The following is a 24,860-nucleotide window of genomic DNA, read 5'->3' as shown; positions in this document are numbered from 1 at the left end:
CTCGAATTCGGGCCGTAATGACGCATTAAACTCCTGTATCCGCGGCCGAACGGCACGTGCATTTATATGTGGAGAGTCGGTCCGGAAGATTACGCGACCCGGGCCGTGAGCCGGGCTGGACGGTCGGCGTCGGGCTCGATCCCGTCGGCCGTAAGCGTGGCTTACACACGACGCCCCTGGGCGCGAGACAACGACAATGAAACTCAACAACCTACTTGGCGACGACGACGCGGTGTCGCCGGTCATCGGGGTCATCCTGATGGTCGCGATAACCGTCATCCTGGCCGCCGTTATCGGCACGTTCGTGCTCGGTCTCGGGGACCAGGTCTCGAACACGAGTCCGACCGCGAGCTTCACGTTCGACTTCGACGGCAGTGTATCAGTCACTGACACAAGCGAACTGGCAAATAATGGTGACAACTCCGACAGTGGTGAACTGAGCATCACGCATGATGGTGGTGACGGGATTGCTGTCTCGCAGCTCTCCGTCACTGATGGAACCGACACTATCGAGAGCCCATCGGGATGGTCAAACGACGTAACTGCCGGTGATACCGCCACGGTTGATGCAGACAACAGTGATACGGTCCGCGTTGTCTGGGAATCCTCGAACGGTGGCGACACGGCTACGCTCGGAAAGTGGACTGGACCGGAGGCTAACTAACGATGGAATTCGGTAACCTGTTCGCCGACGAAGACGCGGTCTCGCCGGTCATCGGGGTCATCCTGATGGTCGCGATAACCGTCATCCTGGCCGCCGTTATCGGCACGTTCGTGCTCGGTCTCGGGGACCAGGTCTCGAACACGAGCCCGCAGGCGAGCTTCACGTTCGACTTTGACGATCGTGAGAATGGTGGGACGCCGCAAGACCGCCTAACGGTTACTCACGATGGTGGTGACAAGATTTCCGCGTCGCAGCTCAGTATCAAAGCCACTGGCGCTGTCGATGATCTTGATGCGAGCACCCCATCGGATGTCTTCATCCAGGGCGGTTCGCTCCAGGATGGAAGCAGCTGGCAGGCCATCGCAGATATGCAGAACGACAATACTGACGACAACGATGGACCCAGTGAGGTATCTGCCGGCAGTAGCATCACGATACAGGCCGAAGGAGGTAGTACCTACTCGGTTATCGCAAACTCTGAAACTGGAGGATCGACTGTAAACAACGTTGACCTGAACGAGGCCACTGTTCGGGTCACCTGGGCCTCCTCGAACGGTGGCGACACGGCCACGCTCGGCAAGTGGACTGGCCCGGACGCGTAATCAGCGAAAAAAATTTATCAAGAAAATGGAATTCACAAACCTACTCGGCGACGACGACGCGGTGTCGCCGGTCATCGGGGTCATCCTGATGGTCGCGATAACCGTCATCCTGGCTGCCGTCATCGGCACGTTCGTGCTCGGTCTCGGTGACCAGGTCAGTGACACGAGCCCGCAGGCGAGCTTCACGTTCGACCTGACTGATAACGCTCCGGGTACTGCCGATTCCCTTACTATCACGCACGATGGTGGGGACAAGATTGCTGCTTCACAGATTAGCTTCGCTAGTACTGGGGCAATCGGTACAGACAGCAACCCACAAACTGGAGTTCCGTACGATGCAAAGATACGCCCAGACTCTGATACCTGGGAGGAAGAAGCGGGCTCTGGCGATGTTTCGGCAGGTAGTGCGGCAACGCTTGCCGGTGATGACTTCCAACAGGCTAGTGCGGCAGACAATGCTAATGACCTCGACGGTGACAGCGACCAGTCGGTGAACGTCGACAGTGCTGATGAACCTACGGGGAGCAAGGAAATCGATAGCCTACAGCTGAATGGGGCGACTATCCGCGTGACGTGGTCCTCCTCGAACGGTGGCGACACGGCCACGCTCGGCAAGTGGACCGGTCCGGACGCCTAGAGCAGCTAACCACCGACTTCTCCATTCTTTCCACACCGCTGAGCGACAGCCACGGCGAACCCGGAAACCCGGAAGTCTGACCCTTCCGGTTATGACCCCCGCGGGGGACAGGACACGATATGATTACCAACGCCCGTGTCCTCCAGGCGGATTGGGTCCCGCGGGAGATCGTCCACCGCAACCCGGAGAAGAATCTCCTGCAGACCGCCCTCCAGCCCGTCGCCGACGGCGGGCGGCCCGAAGACGCGCTCATCACCGGGCCATCCGGCGCCGGGAAGACCTGTCTCGCGCGCTACTCGCTCCAGCAGATCGAGGAGGAGCGGCTCGACATCCACACGAAACATGTCGACTGCTGGGCCGCCAGCAAGCCGTTTCGCGTGCTCCTCGAACTCCTCGACCCGGTCGCGCCCACCCACGACATCCATCGGACCACAGCCCGTGACACGATGCTCTCGCGACTCCGCGATGTCGACGCCCCCTACCTCGCGGTGCTCGACGAAGCCGACCAGCTGGGCGACCCCGGGCTCCTCGGCGAACTCTACTCCATCCCGAAGCTGACGCTCGTCCTGGTGACCAACGACGAGCAGTCGCTCTCGGGCCTGTTCGACGAGCGCCTGCGGTCACGGTTCCGCTCGGGCGTCCATGTCCACTGCGACAGCTACAGCCTCGACACGCTCGTCTCCATCCTCGACCGGCGAGCCCGCGGCGCGCTCGAACCCGGCGCGGTCGAGCGACCGCAGCTCGAACGCATCGCCGACGCCGCGGCCGGGGACGCCCGCCGGGCCATCAGCATCCTCCGACGGGCCGCCCGGCGGGCGATGGACGATGAAGCGGGCGTGATCGACGGGAGTCATATCACCCCGGCCATCCCCGAGGCGGCTCGCGAGCAGCGACAGGCCGACCTCGAACGGCTGAACGACCACCAGCGGGCCGTCTACGCGGTGCTCGCGAACGCCGACGGCGGAGCGGCTCCGAAAGCGGTGTACGAGGAATATACCCAGCGGGTGTCGTCGCCGAAGACGAAGCGGACGGTCCGGGACTACCTCGGGAAGCTCCAGAGCTACAACCTGGCGACCGCGACCGGCGAAGGGCCTGCTCGTCGGTATCACGTCGTCGAGATCGACTCGCCCGAGGCCGAGCCCGCGGCCGAGTAAACCCGGAAACCCGGAAGCGCGCGAAGGACGCCTTTTACCCTCGTTTGCATCCGGCCAGGTATGGCAGCCATCACTGGCGACCACGAGCGGCGACGGGAGAAGCAACTTCGGCACGCCATCGGCAACCGACTCGCCCGCGGCGAGCGCCGGCTCGATGCCGCCGACCTCGCGGCCGAGCTGGGGAGCGACGAGCGGACGGTCGAATATCTGCTGCGGCGGGCCTGTCGGGTTCGTGGGCTGGACGTGGTGGAGCGAATCGAGGCAAACCGGAAGGTGTGGGTGGTGGTCTGAGCGTGCGGCGAGGGTGTTCAGAGCAGTGGCTTGGTCGTGGAGGAGCTGGTTCAGCCATCTATAATGCGGGTGCTCGTCAGCGATTACCGCTCCTGGCGCTCGCGCTCCATCCGGGCCGACCGGATCCCGAAGAACGAGAAGAACCGGCGGGCGCGCTCGGAGCCCTTGCGGACACGAATCGTGTCGTCGGACTCGGAGTCGGTATCGCTGTCGGACATCACAATCGCTCCTACTACTCCGCGACAGTAAAACTACTGGGTGTAGATTACCACCTCGATTTAAGCGCGAATAGCAGGAGTCCCGTCAGCACCGACAGGAACACGGCCCCTGTTGCCTGGAGTGGCTCGACCCCGTACGACTGCTTCAGCACCACTAACCCGGCAGCGAATACGAGGCAGAAAATCCCGATGAGTAGTGCGAACTGTGCGTCTTCCAAATATCCCCCGTTGGTCGTAATTTCATCCTCAAGCTCGGCTGTCCACTCATCATATTTCCCGAGGAGACTCTCAACCCATTTCTCACGACTCCGCCGCAGCGCCCTGTCGCGGAAGTCGTCGCGAACACCGACAGGGTACTCAGTCACGGTGTATGTGCCGATACCGACGAACGCAGCGATAAGGAGGAATGCAACGCCGAAGAAGAGAAACACCTGGGTCGTAAGCGGGATTCCACCCAGTTCGCTCGGGCCCGCAATCCCGGCAGTCGAGGCCACGAACCCGAGGACGATAATGGCCGTTCGGACCGTCCGCATGGCTTTGTCGTCGATACTCTCCAAGGTGGCGACCTGCTTGTCCATCACACGACGCGACTCTTCCAGTGCTTCGTCGCGGCCGTCGTTTCCCCCTCGCGATGTCACTATCGAGGACGTTGGAACGGGTTGTGAAAAAGCCACCCCTACGCGCGGGCGCGCGAGGGGCTACGGCCCGGTCGCAGGCAGTGGATCGTCGTTCGTTCCGTCCGCGTACTCCCGGAGTGTTCGCTGCCGCAGGTCGACGTGGGCTCGGTCGGCCCGCCCCCGGACCGTGTCGGCCGGGAACAGCCACTCGGTTCGCATCACTCGGCCTCCGTCCGGACGCTCGTCGGGTCCAGCTCGGCGCGGATGTTCTCGGCCTTGGACTCGACCAGCAACCGGACCGCGAGCGGGACGTTCGCCGCCTGGATCGCTTCGACGATGTCCGTCAGCTCCTGGTCGACGTAGTGCCCGTCGACAGGCGGCTGGTCGGGCCGGGGTGCCGGCAGACCGGCGAGGTCGCGAGCGGCCGGCGATTCCGGGTCCGTCGTATCGTCCCACGGGCAGACCGTCGCGCGGCCGCTTCGCCAGACCAGTACCTCCGCGCCGAACAGCTCCTCCAGGTGGACGACCTGGTCGGACATCACTCGACCCTCGCGAGCGCCAGTCGGTGGTCGGTCTCGCCGCGGTGCGTTCGGGCGACCGAGTCGGCTGCCCAGCTGGTCGAGCAGATCTCCTCGAACGCGCAGTCGCGGCAGACGACGTGGTGGCTTTCGAGCGGTCCCATCGGGCCGGACGATTTTTGTCCGGTGTCGGTGTAGGAACTCATGCGTGTTGTAGGAACGTTCGCCTCGACCCGTTGCACCGGGGCGGGGCGGCCACGTTCTCGGTGGCTCGACCCGCGAGAGGCGTCTGTTCCTATCCAGAATCATTCGGTGCTTTCACCATAAGTTCTTTGTTCGCACACAATGTACGACACGACCATGACCGCAGCCAATCCGGGGGGCGGGGACGATCCAGACCTAAGCCGAGAGCGCGTTCTGAATTTCATGTACGACGCCGACTGGCCAGTGACCAGCAAGTACGTAGGCGACGAACTCGGTACGAGTCAGCAGAATGCCTATTACTATCTTCGTCAGCTACGAGACGCTGGGGAAGTAGAGCGCCTGAAGCTATCGAGCAACGTGGTTCTCTGGCGGCCACTCAGTCCTCGGTAGCGAACATTCTGCCCGCATGCGTGATCCACCAGACGCGAGACGAGTGTTTGCTGGTCGCTTTTGAGCCGACGTATCCCATCCCCTCCAGCTTCTCCAATCGGCTGTACGCGCTCTGCTGCGTCTTATCCAGCGATTCGGCCACTTCTACGGTGAAAAGCACAGGTTCCCCCGCCTCGATGAAGAGTTGTAGAATCTCCTTATCGCTGTGCTCAGGTGGCCGTCCCATGCTTCGCCATTCAAACTCCTGTACGAAAAGTGGTCAGGTTGCTGATACGTTAATTGCCGGCGCACAACTAATTGTGTGCCAACAAATAAGTACCCGGCACCCACAAGCCAGAGACAGCCCTCGCTCGGCGGCATCCTGTCGGCTCCTCAGAAAGGGGGTCGGCGGGCGGACTCCACTCCGCGCCGCCGTGGGGGCCTCAGCATGAGGGAAGACGACGCCACGGGGCTTCAAACCCCCGCACGATTGCGAGGCGGTACCGCGAGCTTACCGAATCCAGACGGAGTGACTACCACATGATTCCCACCGAGAGCGACAGCGACGAGCGTACCGACCCGGTCAGCCGGCTCGACGGCCTGCTGACCAGCATCGAGCCGGGGCTGACCGACACGGAGATCGAGAGGTTCGAAACCGCGCTTGACCAGCTGCGCGAGGTCGACGATGGGCGCACCGTCCGCGTCTCGCCAGAGACCCACGAGCACCTGGACCACGTCACGTCCGCCGACGAGACCCACGACGACGCCATCCGGCGGCTCCTGTCGGCCGTGCCCGGCCCCAACGAGTGGACCTGCTGGCAGTGTGGCGACAGCGTGTGCTCGCCCGACGCCCATCACGAGACGAACGACCTCGTGCTCTGGCAGCTGCAGGTCGACGACAGCGATCACTACCGGCCCGGGGCGTTCTGCTCGCAGCGGTGCTTCCGCGAGCACATCGACGGGCTGGTCGGTGATGTGGAGGCAGAGCGATGAGCGCCGTTCGGACCGGTCCCGGCGTGAAGTTCTTCGTGCTCTCGCACCTGGTCGTCGGCCTGCTCGGCATCGTCCTGGGCGGGGTGCTCGTCGCCGGAGGTGGGCTCTGATGGCCCACGCCGACGACATCCTCGCGGCCCAGCGGGCGCTCGTCGAGGATGAGGACCTCCGTGACGAGCTGGGCATCAGCGACGCAGGCCCGAACGACCGGGCGCCGGCCGATGCACTCCAGCGCCACCGCGACGCTCGTGGCCGCCTGACTCACCCCGACGACGATACGGTGTACGCCTGCCCGTCCTGTGACGATTCGAACCCGCGGCTGCGGCGGGGGGACAACGTCACCGCCGTCCCGTCGGCACCGTGTTACTGTGGGACCTGCGGGACCGGATTCGGCCCGGCGGCGCTGGTCGTTCGCGAGCCCGGGGCTCGTGGCCCAGCTCCCGGCACCGGTGGGCGGCCACCGGCCGCGTGTGAGGACGATCTCGTGACCGACGGCGGGACGGTGACGTGCTGTCCCCGGTGTGACAGCACCAACATCCGCTGTAACGCCGGCGGCGTCGCCTTCGGTGGCGAGCCCGCCGCCGACCGGTGGACCTGCCAGGACTGCTCACACGGGTTCGCCGAGCCCCGCGAGCGAGACGACGAGGGCGAGTCGGGCCACTGTCGGCACGGGGCCGCGAAGGCGCTGCTGGATGCCGACGCCGACGACCTCGTGACCGACGGCGGCGTGCGCTACGAGCCGACCGACGCCAGCCTCACCGCCGGCGATGTCGTGGTCGATCTCGCGAGTGGCCAGGCGCTCCAGGTCGTCAGCGTCGCCACCCAACCCGCCGGCGAGCACCCACAGACTCGCTCGGACGGGACCGCCGCCATGTTCGACGCCGCCCCGGAGGAGCCCGTCTACAACTGCGTGTTCCTCCCGGACGGAGAGAAGATCAGCCCGCCGACGAAGACCTACGCCTACCCCGAGAGCCGGCTGCTGCGCTATCCGGTCGAGCGCGCCACCGACGGGGTCGGCCTGCAGACACACCTGCGGGCAGCCATGCTCACCCAGCTGTGTGCCGCCACGGCCGACGAGGGCGAGGTGGATGTCGTCGTCGGGCTGGCCCGGCGGGCGTTCGGCGACCAGGTGGCCGACCTGCTGGCCGCGCACGGACTGGAGGTGGACACATGAGCGACCTCGATTGGCCGGCAGGATTTGAGCGCACGCCACCCGCCGAACGCACTCGGTACCCGCACGGGTTCCGTGTCTCCCAGACGGAGGCGTTCGACTCCATCCTCGAACAGCTCGACCAGATGGACGCGGTCAACCCGCGCGTCGAGACGGCCGCGCCACACACCCAGCGGCACCCGCATCGGCCCTACCAGGACCGCGAGCCCGAGGACCCCGGCGTCGTGGTCTACTGCGACCTCGACGGGGAGGGCCGGGCGTTCCCGTGTGACCGGTGGACCACCCTCCGGGACAACGCCCGCGCCATCGCGAAGTACCTCGAAGCGAAGCGCGCCCTCGACCGATACGGCGTGGGCACAGTCGGCTCCGAGTTCGAGACCCAGGCCTTGCCCGGCGACGAGCCGGTCGCGACCGGCCCGCCACCGCACGAGGTGCTGGGCGTCGCCCCAGATGCGCCCGAGAGCGTCGTGAAGGGGGCCGCACGCGCCCGGAAGAAGGAGACCCACCCGGACAACGGCGGGAGCACGGACGCGTTCCAGCGCGTCGTCGAGGCCGAGGAGGCCATGCTGGAGGGAGATTCGTGAGCCGTGCCCCCGACCTCGACCCCCGCCAGGCCGTCGACCGCTGGCTCGACAAGCTCCGGGTCGACAAGGCCGAGGCGACCGTCTCGGGGTACTGGTACCGGCTCAAGTTGTTCGTCGAGTGGTGCGACGACCAGGAGGGCATCGAGTCGATTCGCGACCTCTCGGGCTGGGACCTCGACAGTTACGAGCACGACCGGCGCGCGACCGGCGTCAGTCCGGTCACGCTGTCGAACGAACTCACGACGCTGCGGCAGTTCCTCGCGTACTGTGAGCGCGTCGAACTCGTCGCGGATGGCCTGTCCGAGAAGATCGACCCGCCGAGTATCGACGAGAGCGACGAGGTCAACTCCGAGCGTCTCGAGGCCGGACAGTGCGCTGGCGATTATCCGCAGCTATCGCGACGGCTTCGAGCGGGCGACGACCCATCACGTCCTGCTGGAGCTGGCCTGGTTCATCGGCGCCCGTGTCGGCGCCATCCGCGGACTGGATATCCGGGATATCGACACCGATGCCTGCACGGTCCGGTTCGTCCACCGCCCGGAGACCGGCACCACCCTCAAGAACGGCGCCGGGGGCGAGCGGCTGGTCGGCATCCCCGACGAGACTGCGACCACCCTCACCCGGTATCTCGCCCTCAACCGGACGGAGATGGTCGACGACCACAAGCGTCGGCCGCTGCTCACGACGACGCAGGGCCGCCCGAGTAAGAACACCCTGCGTTCGTGGTCGTACTACGCCACCACGCCCTGCCGGGCCGTCGAGTGCCCACACGGGAAGCTCCGACAGTCCTGTGACTGGTTCACCCGTGGGGAGGCCGTCCACTGCCCGTCGACGCTCTCGCCACACCGCATCCGGACGGGGTCGATCACCTGGCAGCTCAACCGCGGGCTGCCCGTCGAGGTCGTCGCGAAACGCGTCAACGCGAGCCCGGAGGTCATCCGGAAGCACTACGACGTGGCCGGTGCCGACGAGGAGTTCTACGAACGCCGGGCGGAATCGGTTAGCCGCCTTTCGATGGAGGCTGACGATGACAACTGAACCCACCCAAGCAGCGGCAATCGCATCGGAAACCGGTGCTGCGCTTCTGAAATTCGGCAACCCGCCCCAACCCACTGCAGTAAAAAAGAGGTACATTACCTCTCAAGCCGTTTTTCAGGGGGTGCGTTCCGATGAGTGAGCCGCAGCGCTCACTCGACATCGGGTCCCTCCCCGACCCGGTGTGCTGGTTCTGTGGCGAGCGCTTCGACCCCGACCAGCCGCCCCGCTGCACCGCTCGCGAAGACGGGAGGTGTCGGCCATGAGCGTCGAGCAGCAGCGGCGCCCCGACGACGGCCCCGAGCCGGCCTGTAGCCGGACCAACAGCGACTGGCGGGCCGAGCCCGCGACCGGCGGCCTGCTCGCCTTCCATCCGCCGTGTCAGCACTGCTTCCCCGAGGACGGGCCCGACGAGGGTGAGACCGTCCTCCGGTCACGGGGTACCCACGGGAACCGGGTTCACCGGCCGGCCGACGAGGGTGATGCCTGATGGCGGCGACCGACGCCACGCCAGATGGGGCCGTCCTCGCGACGTACTTCCCCGACGATGCGGATTTCCGGGCCGCAACCGAGCCCCGGACCCTCCCCGCCAGCTGGCGGGCGGCTCGCTTCGACCGTGCCGACCGGGACGCGACCGAGCACGTCGGCTACGCCGTGCTGATGGTCCGCGGCCGGTTCCGGGGGCTCGACGGCGACCGCGGCCTGATCCGCGTGCTCTACGTGGACCGCGCGGTCTCTCGCACGTGGTATCGGGATTACGAGGCCCACTACGACGGCGAGGGGTATCGGCCCCGCGCGGTCCAGTGGGCTTGTACCCGAGCGTTCCCCGGTGCCTTCGGTGGCGCGGGCGACCCGGTGGCTGGCGCCGAGGCCGAGGTGCTGGCGCGGCTGCTCGACGAGCAGTACGACCTCGACAGGGGTGAGCTGGCGTGAGCCTCACCGGAAACTCCCACTGGGGCGGCGACGCCGAGTATCCAGACCCGGTCGCTGCACAGGGACCCTCGGAGATCGTCACCCAGGGCGTCATCGCGCCAGGGCTCCTCCAGGACTGGCTCGCCGCGCTCGACATCGTCCACCCGGAGGCGCCGCTCCGTGTCGACGGCGACGGCATCCACGCCTCGGTCGTCAACGACGCGAAAACGATGCAGCTGGAGACGACGCTGTTCGCCGAGGCTTTCGAGGAGTTCCAGCACTTCGGCGACGAGCCGACCGAGCGCATCGTCGCGCTGCGGCCGTTCCACGAGACCGCCCGGCTGGCCGAGCCCGACGCGGAAGAGGCCGTCTCGATCACCGTCGACCAGCCCGGCCAGCCCCTACACCTTCGGGCGGGGCCGGTCGACCGCACCGTCGCCGTCTACGACGACCTGGGCACGCTGCGGGCGTCCGAGCTGGAACGCGACTACGATTACCGCGCCGCCGTCGACCGGCGTCAGCTGGTCGCTGCAGCCCGACACGCCCGCGTTCCCTTCCGTGCAGTGGACGGGTTCGGGAGTACCAGCGACCAGTACCACGTCCGCGGCGAGCCCGACGGCACGCTGCACGTCATCGGTGACAGCGATATCGACAACGTCGACGCGCCGGTCGCGACCGAGGACGCCATCCGGACGCCCGAGACCGAGGTCGAGTCTGTCTACTCCGGCGATCTGGTCCGCGATGTCGTCGGATCCATCCCAGACGGCGCCGTCGTCTCGTTCCAGTTCGGTGCGGACACGGACTTCCGGCTGCGCTGGACGCTGAAAGCCGAGCGCCACGGCGAACAGCGGCCCGTCGCCGAGGCCGAGTACCACGTCGCGCCCATCCTGCAGTCCGGAGGTAGGGCATGAGCGTGTCCCGCCGTCAGCCCGAGGCCGACAGTCGACTCGCCCGGTCGAAACGCCTCGGCGAGCGCGTCGAGGCGACGGTGATTCAGCGGGTCGAGGAACTTCGGGCCGCGCCCGAGCGAGACAGCCGGCACGATGCCATCGCCGAGCAGTGCCTCGCGCCAAGTGAGCGGCTCCCGTTCGCCGGCATCGCGCTGGTCGAGCAGGGCACGCCCGTCGAGATCAAGAGCGTCGCCGCTGTCCAAGGCCAGGCCGAGAAGACCGGGCGCTTCTACCTCCGCGAGGGGCAGCACGCCGAGCTGCTGGAGTCCGCCGGCGTCTACGTGTTCGTGGTTGCGGTGCCGTATCCCGACCGCGACCCCCTGGCCATGAAGCTCGTCCCGGCGTCGCTGGTCGACGAGCTGCGCGGGAGCTGGATCGAGGTCGACGGGCGGTGTACGCACACGAAGCTGGCGTGGTCGCACGTCTTCCGGGACGCGGAGGTGAGCGACGGTGTCGAGTGACGGTGCCGACCCGCCGTCGGACCTCCCGCCGGTCGATAAGGTCGGCGACGCGGAGTTCGGCCGGTCCAGCCCTGGGCGGTGTGCGGCCTGTCTGGCCTGGGTGCGGCATCCGTACCGCGAGCGGACCGTCGACTACTGCCCGACCTGCTACGACCTCACTGAGGCCGAGCGTGACCGGGTCCGGGAGCGGGTCAGACGGCGACTCTGGGGGCTCTGGCACAGCGACGGCGGGAGCCAGGAGCAGGTCGTCGACGGGGGTGAGGGTTGATGCCGTCTGAGTTCCAGAGCGCCGGCGACGACGACGCGACGCCGGCGTGGCGCGAGCCCATCGCGGCCGACATCGGCGAGGACCCCGGCCGCTGGCTCGACCGCGAGCTGGTCGAACGCGGGCCGGGCCACACCGACCGGACGCTGCAGCGCGCGGTCCACGCCCGCATCAAGGGCATCCGCTCACGCGAGGTGTTGGACGCCTGGCAAGCGGTCGAGGTCCGCATCGAGCGCGGCCCGCGCCAGCAGATCATGGCCTGGCTCAACCAGCGCGACAAGACGCTGAAGGAGCGCGACGAGCCCGCCGTCCGAGCCCGGCCCGCGCCCGCCCCCGAGCCGGAAGCGGACGCCGGCCCCGACCTCGTTCACGACGACTGCGGCAGCGTCGTCGAGGGCCGGGAGGGGCCGGGCTACCGGTGCCCCGACTGCGAGACGATCACGCGGTCGGTCGCCGAGCTGAGTGCCGTCTCGAACGCCACGCCGGTCGCCACTGACGGAGGGGACCCGTAGATGGCCCGGCGCCGCACCATCGCCCGCGAGCACCTCCACGGCGCGACCGTCTGGGCCTACGGCCGCGGCGCCGCCCGGGTCGTGCCCTGGACGCGGCGCGAGCACTTCGGCCGGCTGGAGGTGACCGCGTAGATGGCCCGCGAGCGCCGCGAACCAGTCGGCGACGACGAGATCGAGGAGGCCATCGACGCCGACCTCGACCCGGTCGCGCAGGCCGAGGCCGTCTTCGGCGACGCCGAGCCCGACACGAGCGACGCAGAGCGTGACGACGAGGACTCCGACGCCATCAGCGGCTGCCGCTGGTGCCGCGAGTTATTCTCGACCGTCACCGGACAGCGCACGCACACCTGCGAGGACCGAAGCGACGCCGAGGGCCGCTGGGAGGGCGACGAGCCCGGCGCCACCGAGCCGACGGCCATCCACGACACGGTGAAGCCCCAGGTCCACGAGCTGAACGCGCAGCTGCTGTTCACGCCGACGACCGACGAGCCCGGCGAGGACGGCCTCTACCCGTATCGGCTCCTGCTCGACCGCTGGGAGCCCGACCTCGTCTGTAGCTTCGAAGCCGCCGACACCGAATGGGTGTTCGCGAGCGAGGCGTCGCTGGAAGCCCACGGCATCCAACCGGAGGCGTACGACCACAAGAACGCGGGGTACTGGCAGGGGAACATCAAGACGCGCCCGCAGGACAGCGGGGAGAGCTACATCGAGTTCACCGCGCCGCTCGTCGACGCGTCGGACCCGAACCTGAACCGGCGCGTCACGCTCATCATTCGCCCCGCGCTCGAAGGCATCAACATCGACGACGACGAGCCCATCGACTCGCTCCGGGGCTGTCCCGAGGGCGTTCGCATCGAGGTGAAATCCTCGAGCGTCGATCGCGAGGACCTCCTCGATGTGATCCAGGGGTTCGCCGGCCAGCTCGGCATCCGCCCGGACTGGTTCGCCCGCGATCACGTCCACGAGCGCTCTCGAATCACCGGGCTCGCGTACTACGTGCGCGTGCTGAAGCAGGTCGCCGATCAGCACCTGGTCAACCCCGAGGGCCTGCTGGAGCGGCTCGCTGTCTTCTCCAGCCGCCGGCAGGGCCAGGGAGAGCTGAAGTGGGACAACGAGGACGTGTCGGGCAAGCGGACCGCCGTCTCGCTCAACCCGACCGGGCTCTCGAACCTCTACAGTGGGCACGGCGTCGGCAAGCTGCTGAAGTGCTACCTCATGAAGAACGCTCGCGAGGACGCGCGGGACCCGGACGGGCATCCGACCGACCACCCGAAGCTGGAGGTCCAGTGGTCACGGGGGTACACGCCCTACGACGTGTCCATCCCCTTCCTCACCGAGCACGCCGACGGTGGGCTGACCATCGACGATCTCGCAGTCGAGCTGCAGGAGTACCTCGTGAACGCCATCCAGTGGGCCGGGCTCAGTCGCCGGCCCGAGGCCGAGCACTGGGTCCCCGACGACCACTTCGCGCCCGTCGCGATGGAGCAGGAGGTCCGGCAGGCGGTCGACATCGTCGGTGATCCCATCGACCTCGCCGTCGACCAGGAGCGCAACCTCGCGACGAAGGCGATGCTGGAGGACCCACCGACCGAGCACCAGCAGGGTGTGTTGCGAGCGCTGGCCGACGGTGGCGAGTTCGAGGACCAGGCGGCGCTCGCCGACGCCGCCGACACGTCGACGAGTACGGTCAGTCGGACGTTCCGGAAGTACGAGTCGCTGCTGTCGACGATGCAGCAGCTCTCCTTCGCCGACAGCATCGTCCGGGACCGGGTGCAGGAGCTGATGGCCATCCTCGAACGCGACCTCGACGGCATCCAGCGCGGCATCCGGTCGCTCCTATCGAGTGCCGACCAGGAGGTTCCCGAGGACTCCCCGTTCGGCAAGTGGGTCCAGCGCTACGGCGCGACGCTCCAGGACCACCACCGCGACGGGCTCCGGCTCGATCTCGCCAGCGGCAACCTCTCCCGGCACGAGCTGGTCAAGGTGCTGCGGGCCGGGTTCGAGGCCGCCGACGCCACGCCCGGCATCGACGTCCGGAAGTTCGCGTTCGCGCACGTCGCCTACCACGACGAGCAGGGCGAGCGCGTCTGGAAGAACGAGAAGGTCGCGGTGAACAACGCCGTCGAGACCGAGATCCTCGGCCGCAAGGGGACCGGCCGCCTCGTCTGAGACTCGGTAGAGGCATCACTGGCCAGCGGTCGGTTCTTTTATAAACCACTCCGAGATAGCTCCGGATGGGTGCCCTCATTCGCACCCTGTCCCTTGCGATTACGACCGTCGAGCGACAGCTGGCGGCACGGGCGTTTGCACCTCGCGGGCAGGGCCCCTTAGGGAGGTGTGCCTAAGGGCACTGGCGAAAAAATAGACACCGCTCCGCTCAGCCCCGCGGGGCGTGCTAAATCATCCACTACAAAGGACGGTGGTGGTCTGGCCTTAATCTAGGGGACCCATCCTCATTCCGACTTGGGAAAAGATACCACCACTCTGGTGTCATCCGAAGATTGTCTGCCGGGGCGAGTTCAAACGGTTCCCTCGGGAATCGAGGCAAATACTCGTGGAGAACATTTTGTGGCCATCCCTTGTTCTTGCGAACCTCCTTTGGTAAGTGATCGTTCATAATCATGTAGATTACCGACACAAAATCGAACGGAGCGCAGGGGATACGTGGATAATCTGGATAGGAAGTGTTGTGAGTTTCGGGGTCCCAACGGTCAATTGCGCTGGTGTCTACACAATTCGGATTATACTGGGCATGAAAGACGGGATGGTTGGCATATTCCCCGTCCAGCTCGTGATCTGGGGTTATGTCAAAATCGAAGTGAAGTCCCTGGGCCCTCTCACGGTATTCTTCACCCTCTTCGTTCTCCTTAATCCTCAGATACACAACCTCTGTCGCAGATTTGACCACCTCGTAACATCTACGATCTTCGAGATCTTTTGCCCTCACTGTTAATCCGAATTGGATGTAGATCTCTATAGACTCGCTTGAGTCGCCGGGCCGATACGAAAGAGGTCCAATGAAGAGACATTCTGAATCTCCGGTTTCAAATATGATATGAGTGTTATCTTCGAATTCAAGATTAAACTTGTCTGAGAAACTGAATCTCTGGGGAGACTCAGTCTCAGATAGAATCTGGTAAATAAATGTTGAAAAAGCAGTTTGGAGGTTGTCAAGATCTTCCCCATTAACTTGTGCAATAGACATAATATCGTCAGTCCCACCCGCTTAGTTTCATATACTCCCCTTCGGAGATCCTCGATATCGATGCACCAGCCGGTATCCACGCTTCCGGACTCACTGAGTCGTCCTCACAGACTGGCTCTCCCGTCAGTATGCAATAATATCCTGCTCCATCGTGCCCTTCTAAACATTGTACTGGTCCGATATCGTATCCTTCTCGAGAGAGGAACTCTCTGCCAGAAATGACGCTACCATCTTCAGGGGTTGTATTTCGGTTTAGTAGGCCATCAATTTCGGCTTTCCACCACCAATTATCAAGTCCCGAGAAGGGCCCTTGATAGAGGGCTTCTTCCAGCGGTTCATGGTATTCTTCATCCTCAGCAAAGACTTCGTGATTTACCCCCAGATATGAGGCTGCTGCAACCGGATTCAGCAGGACACCAGGATATTCCAGAAGCTGGTTGTGGATCCAGTAGCCGAGGACAGTGGATTTACGGCGGATACTGTCTTGCTTATCTCCCCCTTCTTTCAGGATTGCAACGCTCTCTGACTGTCCCCAAGAGTATTTGTCGAGATTCGCTTTCGCACTTACGGGCACATCGGTAATATCCTTCATAAACTCCGATGGCGGCTCAAGGAGATCTTCAGGGTCAGCATCGGCCAATCGCTCTTTGAGTTTTTCTTGAATCTCGTTGAACCCCTTCGCTAAGATGGCACAGCTTTCTGCCATCTGCTCGTGTCCTTCTTTGGGATCCAATTTGATCAAGTGGTCTTCTGATTCTTTGATGTTCTCGGGGTCTGAATACTCACCTTCGTCACGATGATACACACAGAGAGGAACACCCAGTTCAAGACAAGCATCCTTCACATCCGACTTCCTTACGGTGCTTTCAATATATTGGTTGAGTTCTGCATCTAAAACTACGAGGACTGGATAATCTTCTTCCTCCAAGATTCTCATTACAAAATCGACATCGCTCTCGTCTTCATTTGCCGACCTATCTCCCGTGAAGTTCTCGACATAGAATTCGTCTGGATCAAGGTCCTCCTCGAGGGGATTGACCAAGTCCCAGAGATTTTCTTCCTTATCCTCGAATACCATCACGCACTTTGGGCTGGATTGACTCATCGTTTGAACCTAACTTCGAAACAGGTTTCGAACCCCTCCGGAGGCTCAACAACCTCGATTTGTCCATCAGAGCGTTCGACGACTCGCTTAACCACATACAGTCCGAGACCGACACCACTCCCGAGTGGCCCCTCATCCGAGATATCGGTTGTCGAGAAAAGCGGGTCGAAGATCCGCTCTTCCATTCCTTCTGGAATCCCCACACCTGTGTCGGAGACACGAAGTATGTGCCAGCCGTCCCGATTTTCAGCGTCGAATCGGATTATCCTTCCTGGGTCCTTTGCTGGCACATCTAGAACGGCTTTAACAGCATTAGTGAAGAGATTCATAATTACGCCCGTGTAGATGCTGGGATTCAATTCTGGAGTCTTGAGGCGCTGTGGGACATTCCTTTCAATCTCGATATATCGTTCCTCTGTATAGTGATCGAACTGGTGAATCACTTCGTCCAATTTGCCATTTACGAAGAGCTCGTTCTGTAACCCTTCATCAAGACCAGTCATGAACCGCTTCGCGTAACCCAGTTGCTTGTTGAATTTCTCCTTTGCCTCTTTTGTTGTCTCTAATCTCGACTCGAACGCTTCGTCACGTTCCTCCTCTGGAACCTGTTCCCAGGCCTCGATCATGTTGTCCGCCTCTCTAAGTAGTTCTCCTGTCTCGTGAGTCATGAACGCAGCTACTGCGCTCATGAGGTACATCGACTCGACAGAGGTTCGTAGGTTCTCTTGAGCCTCCTCGTACTCTTGGACTCTTGCTTCTAATTCGCTGTAGGACTCCTCAATCTCTGGTTTGATATCTTCGGTGAGCTTCTCGCGGACCTTCTCGCTAGACACTCCCCCAGCGTCCGAAACTGAACTTTGTGTAGAACTTCCTGTATCGGTGTCCCCGGTATCAACGAAGTCTCCGAGACTGCTGTCCCCATTCTCGCTGGCACCGGTGGAGGTAGTACCATTGTCAGCGTCGCTGACGGATTCGTCCGCTGTGGTAGAATCTAGCTCGTCGACGATCTCATCAATTTCTTCCTCTAATTGCTCCTTCGTCTCCTTGATTTCAGATTGGAGCTCCGAACCAGCGTCCTCGGCCTCCGCTTGCTCCCTTCGGAGTTTCTCTTCCCTGTCCAAGATGGCAATGATTTCCAACCCCCCTCGAGCCACATCCACCAGTTGATTCATCGCGTCGTTTTCAACGAATCCTTGGCGGTCCATCGCAGGAACGAGATGGTCGATACTGCCACGATCTACACTGGTATGTTCTGGTCTGTGGCTGGATACCTGGAGTGCTCCGAGAACTTGGTTCTTCCGAGGTAAATTGAGCTGGCTCTCTTCGACCTCATCGTCAGATATCTCATCATCGGCGGTAAGAGCGGCAGCAAAGGACGAACGCCATGCCCGCTCTCGACGTGCGTGCGACTCAGAAATATTTAGCCAGTCGTTCCCTTGGTCTCCATACGGTGGTACGCGGAAATTTTTGTCAATAACTCGGATTCCCCCATTCTCTTTGAGCCACTTTGGGGCAGAACGTCCGTCGATTTTGTCCATCCCCCGGAAAACCCCGGGATAATTTCGGTTAAAATACCGTATCTCACCATGTAGGTCCCCTATTAGATTCCTGTCGAGAGTAAATTCGTACGTTCGTTCCTCTGCTTCATCTTCATCATAACCATAGGGATATTCGCATTCGTAGGTTAGCTTGTCAGCTTCGATCTCTATACTTATCTTTGCAACATACCGCTCGTAAATCTCCTGTGCTGCGCTTTTCGTGGGTGACCCTTCTCCTGGTGGAGCAAAATATACTGAGAAACCAGGATCGACTTGTTCGTCGTCTTGGTCCATTAACGACCGATTCGTTTCGTAAGGTGCCGAGATGATATCGAGAACCTCTCCGGAGACCTCTTCCAACTCCTCCTGAGTCCAAGAGTCTTGAAGATCAGAGATGCGGAGTTCTGTTCCTTCCTCTGACTCGGTCGCTGGCTCAATTACGTACTCAACGTTTTCTTCTTCCAATTGTTCCCCGCTCTCGAAATCTGCCCATCGGAAATATGCGGTCAGCCTCCTATATTCATCATGTTCGTCGTATTTAGCAACTGTACTCAATTCAAGCTCAAGTCCGAGATTCCGGACTGCGAACCGCCCTACCCCCTTCGCTCCGGTAAGTTCCCGATTATATCTCTTGGAGGTTTCCTGCTCAAGTCGGCTTGTAGTCGCGACGGTCATCCAATAGTTGAGGAATTCTTCTTTGGTCATCCCATGACCGTCGTCCTTCACGACAAGGGTCTCTCGGTCATCCTCCAACCATATGTTGCACTTCGTTGCGTCCGCGTCGTAACTATTCTTGATGAGCTCGGCTAAGGCGATGTCGGGGGTTGCGATTAGCCGCTCCCCGATCTCCGAGAGAAGTTTGCTGTCGCTAGAGAAGGTAGTCTCACCAGATTCTAGTATCTCCTCACGGTCTGTCTGAGACACGGTTACTCAATTCTCCTTATTCTCCGCGTGTTAAAGTTTCTTGGTAGCCATCGATTCCGATGCTTTCACTCAAATTGTCTAGCAATTGTGTATATCCTAATTAAAATAATACGGCACGAGAATGGAGTCCGAAAAGGCCTTTACAAACGCTTGTAATGGACACTGTATGTCGAATACCCGGGAAAGAAGAACCGGCCAGTACCGTGCCGAATTTCCTCTTTTCCGGACCCTATTGACAGTAGGACTAGACGACGTGGATAAAACGAGCGGTGTGAAGGATAACCTCGGTTGTTGCACTAAGACTGCTCTCAATAAACTCCACCGGCTGGATGATTTCGGCGTAATTGAATCTGAGAAGTTCGGAAATTCATTTCGATGGACCCTGAATACGCAGATAGATTTCTCCTCGGAAGTCTCAACAATAGACGACCGGACTGTGACGGAACTTCTCTCCGAGACTATCCTGAGACTTGCACAAGGGCTCAACGGCAGCATAACAACCAGTGTGACGGAGTGGGCTACCGAGAGAGTCAATACAGAGAACACCCCGATTGAATCCTATTCAGCACGAGTCGCTGTTTTCAATCGGTTTCTGAAGGCGACGCTATATTCCCTTCACCAGAAAGAGGAGGATTCTCTCGCTCCACTTTCACTCGAGTTGGACTGGAGCGAATGCTTCGACAAGGCCCACCAACTAACAGAGAATCAAGGTTTCAAACCCTCCCTCGTCGACGAGGTCGTCAAGGATAGCCCAGGCGAGGTAGACAGCATCCTGTTAGCATTACGTAATGCATTCATCCGGTCTGCAAACCCCGCTAGCGTACTTTCCGACACATACGAGGCCCTGGTTTCCCAATCGTCACGGCGAAACCTCGGTCAGTTCGCCACCCCACCCCACATCAGCGAATTCATGGCATCTTGGACGGTCCAAAATTCCGACGACCGAGTTTTAGATCCTGGTATCGGTGCGGGCCAGCTGTCTTACCAGGTTCTATCGAAGAAAATCGAAAAGGGGGCGGCTCATCCACTGCGGGATCTTACCGGAATCGATATCGATGAGATTGCGATCACGATGGCAGCGACATCTCTGAAGCTCGCCGACGGAGGCGGCTCTCCAGACCTTCACCAAGGCGACTTCATCCAATTTAGCCCAATATTCTCTGGCAAAGATAGATTGCAAGAATATGATGGTGTGATTGGGAACCCTCCCTATTCGCGCCATCAGGCTTTGGATAACCAGATGAAGTCTGATCTGAATCGCGTAGTATCTGATGAGACTGGATTCAATTTCCTTGAAAAAACTCCACTGTATGGGTACTTCCTGATTCACTCAGCACAGTTCCTAACTCCGGGAGGAAGAGCAGCATTCATCATTCCCTCCCGATTCATGGATACGAATTTCGGACGCAAACTTAAGCAGTATCTCCTCAGGAGATTCGCAATTCATGCTGTGATACAACTCGATGACAGTGTGGAGGTATTTGAGGGAGTTCGGACCAGACCAAGCATCCTGCTTCTGGAGGCTGCCTCCCCGGATTCCACTCACGAGACGCAGTTCGTCCGGGTTAATGAATGGCCGTCGACAAGCAACGCCGAGGAGTTCCTCTCGGATACTGAATCTCTTGCAGAACGCCCAGAAGTGGACTTCGTGACAGGGATTGCACAGGAGATTCTAACGCCGACCGAACGCTGGACCCACTATTTTAGTGAAACCGACATTGGCGAGTTTCCTGAATTGGTCCCTTTCAATGATGTCGCGACCATCAAGCGAGGAATTGCGACGGGAAAAAACGATTTCTTCTGTCTATCATCTGATGATGTAGACCGACATTCGATTCCACGTCAATATCGCGAGCGGATTCTTCGTACTGCGAGAGGACTCGATATCCTCAACATCAAGAAATCAGACTGGGAGGAATGGCGAGACAATGGCGATGATGTCTGGTTGCTCTATTGTTTTGATGAGGAGGGAGTTATCGATAAGTCGGAGATAGAGTGTCAGAGCGTTCTTAACTATCTGGAGAAGGGTGAAAAGGAGGGCGTGACAGACGGAACACTCGTTTCAGGAAGGAACCCGTGGTATCGGGTGGATTCACGGGAGCCTACTCCAATCCTCGGTAAGTACATGAATCGGAATGGGTTCCAATTCTACCGGAACGAGATGGGATTGTTGACGCTCAATAACGTCCACAACATCTCACTTGATTTCGACTATAAGGATCATGACCGAGACGCCCTGCTGGCGTATCTGAATAGTACTTTTGTTGAACGAATTCTCAGTAAATCCAGCCATGACTATAGCGGCTTGGAAAAACTCGAAATCAGCCAACTGGAATCCGCTCCGGTTATCGATCCGAGAGAACTGGACGAGCCTGTCTGTAGCCAGTTGGCCGAACTCTTCGAGGGCCTGTGTGCAGCCAGACGAGAAGGGGACGGAGAAAAGGAAGCCGAGAAGCTATCCGAAATTGACCAACAAATCGAGTCTATACTGGGACTAGAAGCGTAATTTCCTCTTGAATGGCTCTGGTGAATCGCCAGAGGGCGTTTGATCTCACGGTGTGACGGCTCGCTTGATGTTGTGAACGACACATTTCAGGACGATTTCTCGGAACTCACGAAACCATGCTCGCGCACGCACGGCGTCGCCGAGCGTGCGCTTAATCGCCGAGAAGACGGTCTCACACATCGATCGTTGGCGGTAGCGAGGCCCATCGATCCGCGCGTTGTGCGCGTGATCGATGGGCCGGAACTCGCGGTGTTTGATCAGCGGTCTCACGCCGTCTTCCCTCAGTTTCTCGCGTAATTCCATCCAGTCGTAGCCCTTGTCGGCGGCGAGGCTGGTCAGGTCGCCCGCGTTGCGGCGGGCGACCTGCCAGCCGAGGTGGGTGTCGTGTGGTTTTCCGGTCGAGCAATGAACGTCGAGAACCGCTTGCGTTTCTGTGTCAACCAGAGCGGTCGTTTTCAGCGTCTGGACGCGGTAATTCGTCCGGCGGCAGTAGTGCTTGCTGGCGTTCTCGCGGTCGAAGAATGTCGCGTCGATCGCGGCGTGTCCGCTCGGGTCGTGCAGCTCCGACGAGAGTCGGAGCAGCACGCGCCAGAGTGCTGTCTTGAGCCTGTCAAACGCCTTCACTAACGTCGAGTGGTCGGGGAGATCGGCCTCGTCGAGGCCGATCTCGGCCAGTATTTGTGGCATCTCGCTCAGCAGATCGAGTGTTTCTCGGTACGATTTCTCCAAGTAAACCCGCAGACAGTGCAGCGACACGACCGCATACTCGGCGAAGCCGCCACCCCCTTCGGGGGCGGCGACTTCGCCTCGCTCACCAACAGCATTTTTAGCTAACTGGACGGCTTTGCTTGTGAAGCGGGAAATCTTCGACATAGAGCATCGACGGTTTCCCGCTTCATCTTCCTCGTTCTAACGGTCGAATCCGACGCAGTCAAGCGATTCACCAGAGCCTCTTGAATTATTACGCTCGATTGCCGGAACTAGTCGGGTGCGACCCCCACCAGTCGCACTCGAGATGTTACAGCTCCTCGGGGATACTCCGGATGTGTTCACATCGGGTGCTCGTGACCCCCGCAGATTGTGTTCACAATCCGGCGGTGCCGAGCGAGATCGAGGCGAATGCGAACCCGAATCGCCCCTCTGCTTATACCACGATGAGGCTTCGAGTTTCAGGCAGGAATCTCGACAAGGTGGTTTCTCCTGGCTCGACGAGTGATTAGCAGGGCTGTGTTCACCCCGCTCCTACTCGGAGGAGGTAGAACTCATCTGACAGCAACGGCGTGCTGCATATAGAGCGTGAAGTCAGCAGAGCTGTTCGATTATTAATCAGATTTGGTGAAGGCGTCCACTGGAGCAGGCTGGGTACTGAGATGTGTGTCTTTGAATCCGGATTCGAATTTCAGACCATATCCCACGAGACGGTCAGCTCCGATGTGGGCAGCCCAAATCAGAGCGATAAGGAGGGCCATTCGGATGTCAGCCCAGAAGCCGAGGCTACCGAGGGCGAGCGGTAATGTGTACGTATGGACGATATTATAGCTCAGACTGCCGATTCGAGTACCAGCGAGATACCCAATCATCGATAAGTCGGGGGCTAGCGCAAGAATGAGCAGCAACCAAACTGAGCCATCAAGGGTGAAATACCCAGCCAGCGCAATCCCCAAGACAGCCAGTCCCTCCACACGCAGGAAATTCCGGGGTTCCATACTGCATCCACTCTGACTTAGCTCTTGAATCCAGCGTCGATTGCTGCATATGCGCTGTGTATTCAGCACAGCAGTCAGAACCTATCACCGATTGAGGGTTTCGACAGAGCCTCGCACATCCAATTCCAGGGCAATCGGCAGCGTGCGCTGCTCCGGCGAGGCCTTCAGTCTCCCTCACACCCATTACGGAGGTGAGAACCGAGGTCGTCGATGAACTCCTCGCAGCGGGGGCATTTGACCTTCTGTGGCGAGCCTCGCGAGTCGGGGCCCGGATCGCCGGTCGGCATCCCGTATTCCTCTTCGAGTACGGTTCGAGCAGCATCGCGCCACGCCGGCCCGTGGCCGCCGAATCGTCGGACCAGCCCGTTCGGGGTCCCGTGCTCGATGAGGTGCTCGTTCGCTTCGAGGAAAGCGTCGATGACTTCGGCCGGCGGGTGCTCTTTGAGGTGGTAGACGGCAACGACCTGTTTCCCGAAGCTCGCACCAGCCCCATTTCTCGCCCCCCGAATCGTGAACGAGTGGACGCCGACCGCACGATGGCGAGCCGCTACCTCGGTCGGGAGATCCGAGCCTGGGGCTGGGCCATTCGCCTCCAGGTAGTCGATCACCTCGTAGGGCGGCTCCTCGCGCCCGCCACTGGTCATGAGTGAGGCGATTCGAACGCGCCCATTTGTGTTCTTTGCCTTCGCGAGGATGCGCCTCCGGTGAGCCGCAGAGGTAGCCACGCCGGTCGGCGGCCGTCCGGGAGAGACACCACCCACCCTGCAGTCTACAGCGCCCGAGAATCAGTCCGCCACACGAGATCGGCGCTCTGCCCCGGAGGTCGTGTGCAGGGATTAGTCGCGTGGGTCCTCGACGAGAATGAAGGCACCCTCGATGCCAGGGAGCCCCTCGACGTGTCCCCCGACCAGAAGCTTGCCGAACTCCCGTTCCACGGCCGTCTCATCAACCCCTTCTGCCGCAGCGACAATGGCCACCAGGCGGTCCTTCGTCCGCGAGCCCGCCTCGTTGAGTTTGTCGAGCAGTGCGTCTCGGACGGCTCGTGTGTCGCTATCCGCCGTCATGTCTCGGGGGTCACGCCCTCATCGTTACAGTAGCGTCTGATCGTCTCGCGTGAGATCGAGTCGGGCGTCTCCGGGTCGGCTTCCATCACGCGTGCGATGCTCGTGTAGGAGACTCCAGCTCGGCGCAGGTCGAACACCTCCGCTCGTTGCTCCTCGTCCAGCTTCTTCGGGCGGCCGACCGGCTCGCCGTTCTCACGGCGCCGCTGGACATTCTCCAGCGCCCGCTCCCGGGCGAGGTTCGCCCAGAACTCGTTGAACACACCGATCATCTGGAGCATCGCCGTCCCCATCGCCGAGTCCGTCGAGAAGTCCTCCGTGATCGAGTTGAACTCGACACCGTGCTCGTCGAGGCGTTCGATATCCTGAAGGACGCGCTTGAGCGAGCGGCCGAACCGTGACAGCTCCCTGACCGCCACCATGTCGAACTCGTCGAGACGGTCCATCATCTCCTCGTACGCTGGCCGGTCATCCGACTGACCGGAGATGGCGATGTCCTCGAAGACCTCGATCTCGTGGTCGTTGCGGTTAGCCCAGGTGGTGAGCTTCTCCCGCTGCTGTTCGTGGCTCTGTTCCTCTCGTTGCTGCTCCGTCGAGACGCGGACGTAGCCGGCTACCTTGCTCATGCACAGATACCCTACCCTATCGTGCGTTTACA

The 24,860-nt window shown here is 61.3% G+C and carries 33 protein-coding genes and 1 pseudogene; 20 read left to right on the top strand and 14 right to left on the bottom strand.

Annotated features, from left to right (window positions below):
- The first annotated feature begins 196 nt into the window (after nucleotides 1–196).
- The 5 genes from P2T62_RS16500 to P2T62_RS16480 all read left to right on the top strand — a co-directional run bounded on the left by P2T62_RS16500 (nucleotide 197) and on the right by P2T62_RS16480 (nucleotide 3,348).
- A complete protein-coding gene (locus tag P2T62_RS16500) occupies nucleotides 197–664 on the top strand; it encodes a type IV pilin N-terminal domain-containing protein (protein WP_276258112.1) in 468 nt (155 codons plus the stop codon).
- Nucleotides 665–666: 2 nt separating this feature from the next.
- Nucleotides 667–1,266, top strand: a complete 600-nt coding sequence (locus P2T62_RS16495; protein WP_276258111.1) for a type IV pilin N-terminal domain-containing protein — start codon at nucleotides 667–669, stop codon at nucleotides 1,264–1,266.
- Between the two features lie 25 nt (nucleotides 1,267–1,291).
- Nucleotides 1,292–1,903, top strand: coding sequence for a type IV pilin N-terminal domain-containing protein (locus P2T62_RS23390; RefSeq protein WP_337250425.1), 612 nt, complete (start codon nucleotides 1,292–1,294; stop codon nucleotides 1,901–1,903).
- Nucleotides 1,904–2,022: 119 nt separating this feature from the next.
- Nucleotides 2,023–3,057 carry a Cdc6/Cdc18 family protein gene (locus P2T62_RS16485; protein WP_276258110.1) on the top strand — a complete coding sequence of 345 codons (1,035 nt, stop codon included), beginning with the start codon at nucleotides 2,023–2,025 and terminating at the stop codon, nucleotides 3,055–3,057.
- Nucleotides 3,058–3,117: 60 nt separating this feature from the next.
- Complete coding sequence (locus P2T62_RS16480; RefSeq protein WP_276258109.1) at nucleotides 3,118–3,348, top strand: hypothetical protein; 231 nt, start codon at nucleotides 3,118–3,120, stop codon at nucleotides 3,346–3,348.
- Nucleotides 3,349–3,431: 83 nt separating this feature from the next.
- On the opposite strand, the gene P2T62_RS16475 is transcribed toward P2T62_RS16480, so the two are convergent.
- The 5 genes from P2T62_RS16475 to P2T62_RS16455 form a co-directional block, all read right to left on the bottom strand.
- Nucleotides 3,432–3,566, bottom strand: coding sequence for a hypothetical protein (locus P2T62_RS16475; protein ID WP_276258108.1), 135 nt, complete (start codon nucleotides 3,564–3,566; stop codon nucleotides 3,432–3,434).
- A 47-nt stretch (nucleotides 3,567–3,613) separates the two neighbouring features.
- Entirely contained in the window at nucleotides 3,614–4,144 is a 531-nt protein-coding gene (locus P2T62_RS16470) for a hypothetical protein (RefSeq protein WP_276258107.1), read from the bottom strand.
- 120 nt (nucleotides 4,145–4,264) lie between these two features.
- Nucleotides 4,265–4,402, bottom strand: coding sequence for a hypothetical protein (locus P2T62_RS16465; RefSeq protein WP_276258106.1), 138 nt, complete (start codon nucleotides 4,400–4,402; stop codon nucleotides 4,265–4,267).
- Nucleotides 4,402–4,722, bottom strand: coding sequence for a hypothetical protein (locus P2T62_RS16460; protein ID WP_276258105.1), 321 nt, complete (start codon nucleotides 4,720–4,722; stop codon nucleotides 4,402–4,404). Before P2T62_RS16460 ends, P2T62_RS16465 begins: the two co-directional genes overlap by 1 nt.
- Nucleotides 4,722–4,865, bottom strand: coding sequence for a hypothetical protein (locus tag P2T62_RS16455; RefSeq protein WP_276258104.1), 144 nt, complete (start codon nucleotides 4,863–4,865; stop codon nucleotides 4,722–4,724). Before P2T62_RS16455 ends, P2T62_RS16460 begins: the two co-directional genes overlap by 1 nt.
- A gap of 181 nt (nucleotides 4,866–5,046) precedes the next feature.
- On the opposite strand from P2T62_RS16455, the gene P2T62_RS23455 reads away from it, so the two are divergent.
- Complete coding sequence (locus P2T62_RS23455) at nucleotides 5,047–5,295, top strand: FaeA/PapI family transcriptional regulator (RefSeq protein ID WP_420028380.1); 249 nt, start codon at nucleotides 5,047–5,049, stop codon at nucleotides 5,293–5,295.
- On the opposite strand, the gene P2T62_RS16450 is transcribed toward P2T62_RS23455, so the two are convergent.
- A complete protein-coding gene (locus P2T62_RS16450) occupies nucleotides 5,282–5,521 on the bottom strand; it encodes a helix-turn-helix domain-containing protein (RefSeq protein WP_276258103.1) in 240 nt (79 codons plus the stop codon). The two genes, P2T62_RS23455 and P2T62_RS16450, sit on opposite strands and share 14 nt — an antisense overlap.
- Before the next feature lie 293 nt (nucleotides 5,522–5,814).
- Here P2T62_RS16450 and P2T62_RS16445 point away from each other — a divergent pair, with 293 nt between their 5' ends.
- From P2T62_RS16445 to P2T62_RS16390, 13 genes and pseudogenes are all read left to right on the top strand, one after another.
- A complete protein-coding gene (locus tag P2T62_RS16445; RefSeq protein WP_276258102.1) occupies nucleotides 5,815–6,267 on the top strand; it encodes a hypothetical protein in 453 nt (150 codons plus the stop codon).
- A gap of 109 nt (nucleotides 6,268–6,376) precedes the next feature.
- Nucleotides 6,377–7,441: a hypothetical protein gene (locus tag P2T62_RS16440; protein ID WP_276258101.1), complete on the top strand. Its 1,065-nt coding sequence runs from the start codon at nucleotides 6,377–6,379 to the stop codon at nucleotides 7,439–7,441.
- Nucleotides 7,438–8,022: a J domain-containing protein gene (locus P2T62_RS16435; RefSeq protein ID WP_276258100.1), complete on the top strand. Its 585-nt coding sequence runs from the start codon at nucleotides 7,438–7,440 to the stop codon at nucleotides 8,020–8,022. Before P2T62_RS16440 ends, P2T62_RS16435 begins: the two co-directional genes overlap by 4 nt.
- Nucleotides 8,019–8,234, top strand: a pseudogene (locus P2T62_RS23450) (tyrosine-type recombinase/integrase); the annotation flags it as partial. The gene P2T62_RS16435 and the pseudogene P2T62_RS23450, both read left to right, overlap by 4 nt.
- A gap of 55 nt (nucleotides 8,235–8,289) precedes the next feature.
- Nucleotides 8,290–9,060: a site-specific integrase gene (locus tag P2T62_RS16430; RefSeq protein WP_276258154.1), complete on the top strand. Its 771-nt coding sequence runs from the start codon at nucleotides 8,290–8,292 to the stop codon at nucleotides 9,058–9,060.
- A gap of 259 nt (nucleotides 9,061–9,319) precedes the next feature.
- Entirely contained in the window at nucleotides 9,320–9,547 is a 228-nt protein-coding gene (locus P2T62_RS16425) for a hypothetical protein (RefSeq protein WP_276258153.1), read from the top strand.
- Entirely contained in the window at nucleotides 9,547–9,990 is a 444-nt protein-coding gene (locus P2T62_RS16420) for a hypothetical protein (RefSeq protein ID WP_276258152.1), read from the top strand. Before P2T62_RS16425 ends, P2T62_RS16420 begins: the two co-directional genes overlap by 1 nt.
- Nucleotides 9,987–10,880, top strand: a complete 894-nt coding sequence (locus P2T62_RS16415; RefSeq protein WP_276258151.1) for a beta clamp domain-containing protein — start codon at nucleotides 9,987–9,989, stop codon at nucleotides 10,878–10,880. Before P2T62_RS16420 ends, P2T62_RS16415 begins: the two co-directional genes overlap by 4 nt.
- Complete coding sequence (locus P2T62_RS16410; RefSeq protein ID WP_276258150.1) at nucleotides 10,877–11,380, top strand: PD-(D/E)XK family putative nuclease; 504 nt, start codon at nucleotides 10,877–10,879, stop codon at nucleotides 11,378–11,380. The genes P2T62_RS16415 and P2T62_RS16410 overlap by 4 nt, the downstream gene beginning before the upstream one ends.
- The gene (locus tag P2T62_RS16405; RefSeq protein WP_276258149.1) at nucleotides 11,370–11,648 is read left to right on the top strand and encodes a hypothetical protein; all 279 of its coding nucleotides are present in this window, start codon (nucleotides 11,370–11,372) and stop codon (nucleotides 11,646–11,648) included. The genes P2T62_RS16410 and P2T62_RS16405 overlap by 11 nt, the downstream gene beginning before the upstream one ends.
- Nucleotides 11,648–12,157, top strand: a complete 510-nt coding sequence (locus P2T62_RS16400; protein ID WP_276258148.1) for a DUF8129 domain-containing protein — start codon at nucleotides 11,648–11,650, stop codon at nucleotides 12,155–12,157. Before P2T62_RS16405 ends, P2T62_RS16400 begins: the two co-directional genes overlap by 1 nt.
- Entirely contained in the window at nucleotides 12,158–12,289 is a 132-nt protein-coding gene (locus P2T62_RS16395; RefSeq protein WP_276258147.1) for a hypothetical protein, read from the top strand.
- Nucleotides 12,290–14,326, top strand: a complete 2,037-nt coding sequence (locus P2T62_RS16390; RefSeq protein ID WP_276258146.1) for a DUF7845 domain-containing protein — start codon at nucleotides 12,290–12,292, stop codon at nucleotides 14,324–14,326.
- 238 nt (nucleotides 14,327–14,564) lie between these two features.
- On the opposite strand, the gene P2T62_RS16385 is transcribed toward P2T62_RS16390, so the two are convergent.
- From P2T62_RS16385 to P2T62_RS16375, 3 genes are read right to left on the bottom strand one after another with little or no spacing between them, the layout of a single operon-like run.
- Nucleotides 14,565–15,362, bottom strand: coding sequence for a hypothetical protein (locus tag P2T62_RS16385; protein WP_276258145.1), 798 nt, complete (start codon nucleotides 15,360–15,362; stop codon nucleotides 14,565–14,567).
- Between the two features lie 7 nt (nucleotides 15,363–15,369).
- Entirely contained in the window at nucleotides 15,370–16,440 is a 1,071-nt protein-coding gene (locus P2T62_RS16380) for a hypothetical protein (RefSeq protein WP_276258144.1), read from the bottom strand.
- Between the two features lie 23 nt (nucleotides 16,441–16,463).
- Nucleotides 16,464–18,929, bottom strand: a complete 2,466-nt coding sequence (locus tag P2T62_RS16375) for a sensor histidine kinase (RefSeq protein ID WP_276258143.1) — start codon at nucleotides 18,927–18,929, stop codon at nucleotides 16,464–16,466.
- A gap of 166 nt (nucleotides 18,930–19,095) precedes the next feature.
- On the opposite strand from P2T62_RS16375, the gene P2T62_RS16370 reads away from it, so the two are divergent.
- Nucleotides 19,096–21,435, top strand: coding sequence for an N-6 DNA methylase (locus tag P2T62_RS16370; RefSeq protein WP_276258142.1), 2,340 nt, complete (start codon nucleotides 19,096–19,098; stop codon nucleotides 21,433–21,435).
- Between the two features lie 45 nt (nucleotides 21,436–21,480).
- Here P2T62_RS16370 and P2T62_RS16365 read toward each other — a convergent pair whose 3' ends face one another.
- From P2T62_RS16365 to P2T62_RS16345, 5 genes are all read right to left on the bottom strand, one after another.
- Nucleotides 21,481–22,308 (bottom strand): IS5 family transposase, encoded by an 828-nt coding sequence (locus P2T62_RS16365; protein ID WP_276258141.1) that lies wholly within the window; start codon nucleotides 22,306–22,308, stop codon nucleotides 21,481–21,483.
- Nucleotides 22,309–22,757: 449 nt separating this feature from the next.
- Complete coding sequence (locus P2T62_RS16360) at nucleotides 22,758–23,141, bottom strand: DUF4260 domain-containing protein (RefSeq protein ID WP_276258140.1); 384 nt, start codon at nucleotides 23,139–23,141, stop codon at nucleotides 22,758–22,760.
- 164 nt (nucleotides 23,142–23,305) lie between these two features.
- Entirely contained in the window at nucleotides 23,306–23,749 is a 444-nt protein-coding gene (locus tag P2T62_RS16355) for a hypothetical protein (protein ID WP_276258139.1), read from the bottom strand.
- Between the two features lie 228 nt (nucleotides 23,750–23,977).
- Nucleotides 23,978–24,205: a hypothetical protein gene (locus tag P2T62_RS16350; RefSeq protein ID WP_276258138.1), complete on the bottom strand. Its 228-nt coding sequence runs from the start codon at nucleotides 24,203–24,205 to the stop codon at nucleotides 23,978–23,980.
- Entirely contained in the window at nucleotides 24,202–24,828 is a 627-nt protein-coding gene (locus tag P2T62_RS16345; protein WP_276258137.1) for a recombinase family protein, read from the bottom strand. The genes P2T62_RS16350 and P2T62_RS16345 overlap by 4 nt, the downstream gene beginning before the upstream one ends.
- Between the last annotated feature and the right edge of the window lie 32 nt (nucleotides 24,829–24,860).

The organism is Haloglomus litoreum (assembly GCF_029338515.1).
Classification (GTDB): domain Archaea; phylum Halobacteriota; class Halobacteria; order Halobacteriales; family Haloarculaceae; genus Haloglomus; species Haloglomus litoreum.
This window is presented reverse-complemented; position numbering and strand designations above follow the sequence as displayed.

Excerpts from the sequence above, each read along its gene's own strand:
- P2T62_RS16500 (WP_276258112.1), top strand. The coding sequence starts at position 197 with ATGAAACTCAACAACCTACTTGGCGACGACGACGCGGTGTCGCCGGTC.
- P2T62_RS16495 (WP_276258111.1), top strand. The coding sequence starts at position 667 with ATGGAATTCGGTAACCTGTTCGCCGACGAAGACGCGGTCTCGCCGGTC.
- P2T62_RS23390 (WP_337250425.1), top strand. The coding sequence starts at position 1,292 with ATGGAATTCACAAACCTACTCGGCGACGACGACGCGGTGTCGCCGGTC.
- P2T62_RS16485 (WP_276258110.1), top strand. The coding sequence starts at position 2,023 with ATGATTACCAACGCCCGTGTCCTCCAGGCGGATTGGGTCCCGCGGGAG.
- P2T62_RS16480 (WP_276258109.1), top strand. The coding sequence starts at position 3,118 with ATGGCAGCCATCACTGGCGACCACGAGCGGCGACGGGAGAAGCAACTT.
- P2T62_RS16475 (WP_276258108.1), bottom strand. The coding sequence starts at position 3,566 with ATGTCCGACAGCGATACCGACTCCGAGTCCGACGACACGATTCGTGTC.
- P2T62_RS16470 (WP_276258107.1), bottom strand. The coding sequence starts at position 4,144 with ATGGACAAGCAGGTCGCCACCTTGGAGAGTATCGACGACAAAGCCATG.
- P2T62_RS16465 (WP_276258106.1), bottom strand. The coding sequence starts at position 4,402 with ATGCGAACCGAGTGGCTGTTCCCGGCCGACACGGTCCGGGGGCGGGCC.
- P2T62_RS16460 (WP_276258105.1), bottom strand. The coding sequence starts at position 4,722 with ATGTCCGACCAGGTCGTCCACCTGGAGGAGCTGTTCGGCGCGGAGGTA.
- P2T62_RS16455 (WP_276258104.1), bottom strand. The coding sequence starts at position 4,865 with ATGGGACCGCTCGAAAGCCACCACGTCGTCTGCCGCGACTGCGCGTTC.
- P2T62_RS23455 (WP_420028380.1), top strand. The coding sequence starts at position 5,047 with ATGTACGACACGACCATGACCGCAGCCAATCCGGGGGGCGGGGACGAT.
- P2T62_RS16450 (WP_276258103.1), bottom strand. The coding sequence starts at position 5,521 with ATGGGACGGCCACCTGAGCACAGCGATAAGGAGATTCTACAACTCTTC.
- P2T62_RS16445 (WP_276258102.1), top strand. The coding sequence starts at position 5,815 with ATGATTCCCACCGAGAGCGACAGCGACGAGCGTACCGACCCGGTCAGC.
- P2T62_RS16440 (WP_276258101.1), top strand. The coding sequence starts at position 6,377 with ATGGCCCACGCCGACGACATCCTCGCGGCCCAGCGGGCGCTCGTCGAG.
- P2T62_RS16435 (WP_276258100.1), top strand. The coding sequence starts at position 7,438 with ATGAGCGACCTCGATTGGCCGGCAGGATTTGAGCGCACGCCACCCGCC.
- P2T62_RS16425 (WP_276258153.1), top strand. The coding sequence starts at position 9,320 with ATGAGCGTCGAGCAGCAGCGGCGCCCCGACGACGGCCCCGAGCCGGCC.
- P2T62_RS16420 (WP_276258152.1), top strand. The coding sequence starts at position 9,547 with ATGGCGGCGACCGACGCCACGCCAGATGGGGCCGTCCTCGCGACGTAC.
- P2T62_RS16410 (WP_276258150.1), top strand. The coding sequence starts at position 10,877 with ATGAGCGTGTCCCGCCGTCAGCCCGAGGCCGACAGTCGACTCGCCCGG.
- P2T62_RS16400 (WP_276258148.1), top strand. The coding sequence starts at position 11,648 with ATGCCGTCTGAGTTCCAGAGCGCCGGCGACGACGACGCGACGCCGGCG.
- P2T62_RS16395 (WP_276258147.1), top strand. The coding sequence starts at position 12,158 with ATGGCCCGGCGCCGCACCATCGCCCGCGAGCACCTCCACGGCGCGACC.
- P2T62_RS16390 (WP_276258146.1), top strand. The coding sequence starts at position 12,290 with ATGGCCCGCGAGCGCCGCGAACCAGTCGGCGACGACGAGATCGAGGAG.
- P2T62_RS16385 (WP_276258145.1), bottom strand. The coding sequence starts at position 15,362 with ATGTCTATTGCACAAGTTAATGGGGAAGATCTTGACAACCTCCAAACT.
- P2T62_RS16380 (WP_276258144.1), bottom strand. The coding sequence starts at position 16,440 with ATGGTATTCGAGGATAAGGAAGAAAATCTCTGGGACTTGGTCAATCCC.
- P2T62_RS16370 (WP_276258142.1), top strand. The coding sequence starts at position 19,096 with ATGTCGAATACCCGGGAAAGAAGAACCGGCCAGTACCGTGCCGAATTT.
- P2T62_RS16365 (WP_276258141.1), bottom strand. The coding sequence starts at position 22,308 with ATGTCGAAGATTTCCCGCTTCACAAGCAAAGCCGTCCAGTTAGCTAAA.
- P2T62_RS16360 (WP_276258140.1), bottom strand. The coding sequence starts at position 23,141 with ATGGAACCCCGGAATTTCCTGCGTGTGGAGGGACTGGCTGTCTTGGGG.
- P2T62_RS16350 (WP_276258138.1), bottom strand. The coding sequence starts at position 24,205 with ATGACGGCGGATAGCGACACACGAGCCGTCCGAGACGCACTGCTCGAC.
- P2T62_RS16345 (WP_276258137.1), bottom strand. The coding sequence starts at position 24,828 with ATGAGCAAGGTAGCCGGCTACGTCCGCGTCTCGACGGAGCAGCAACGA.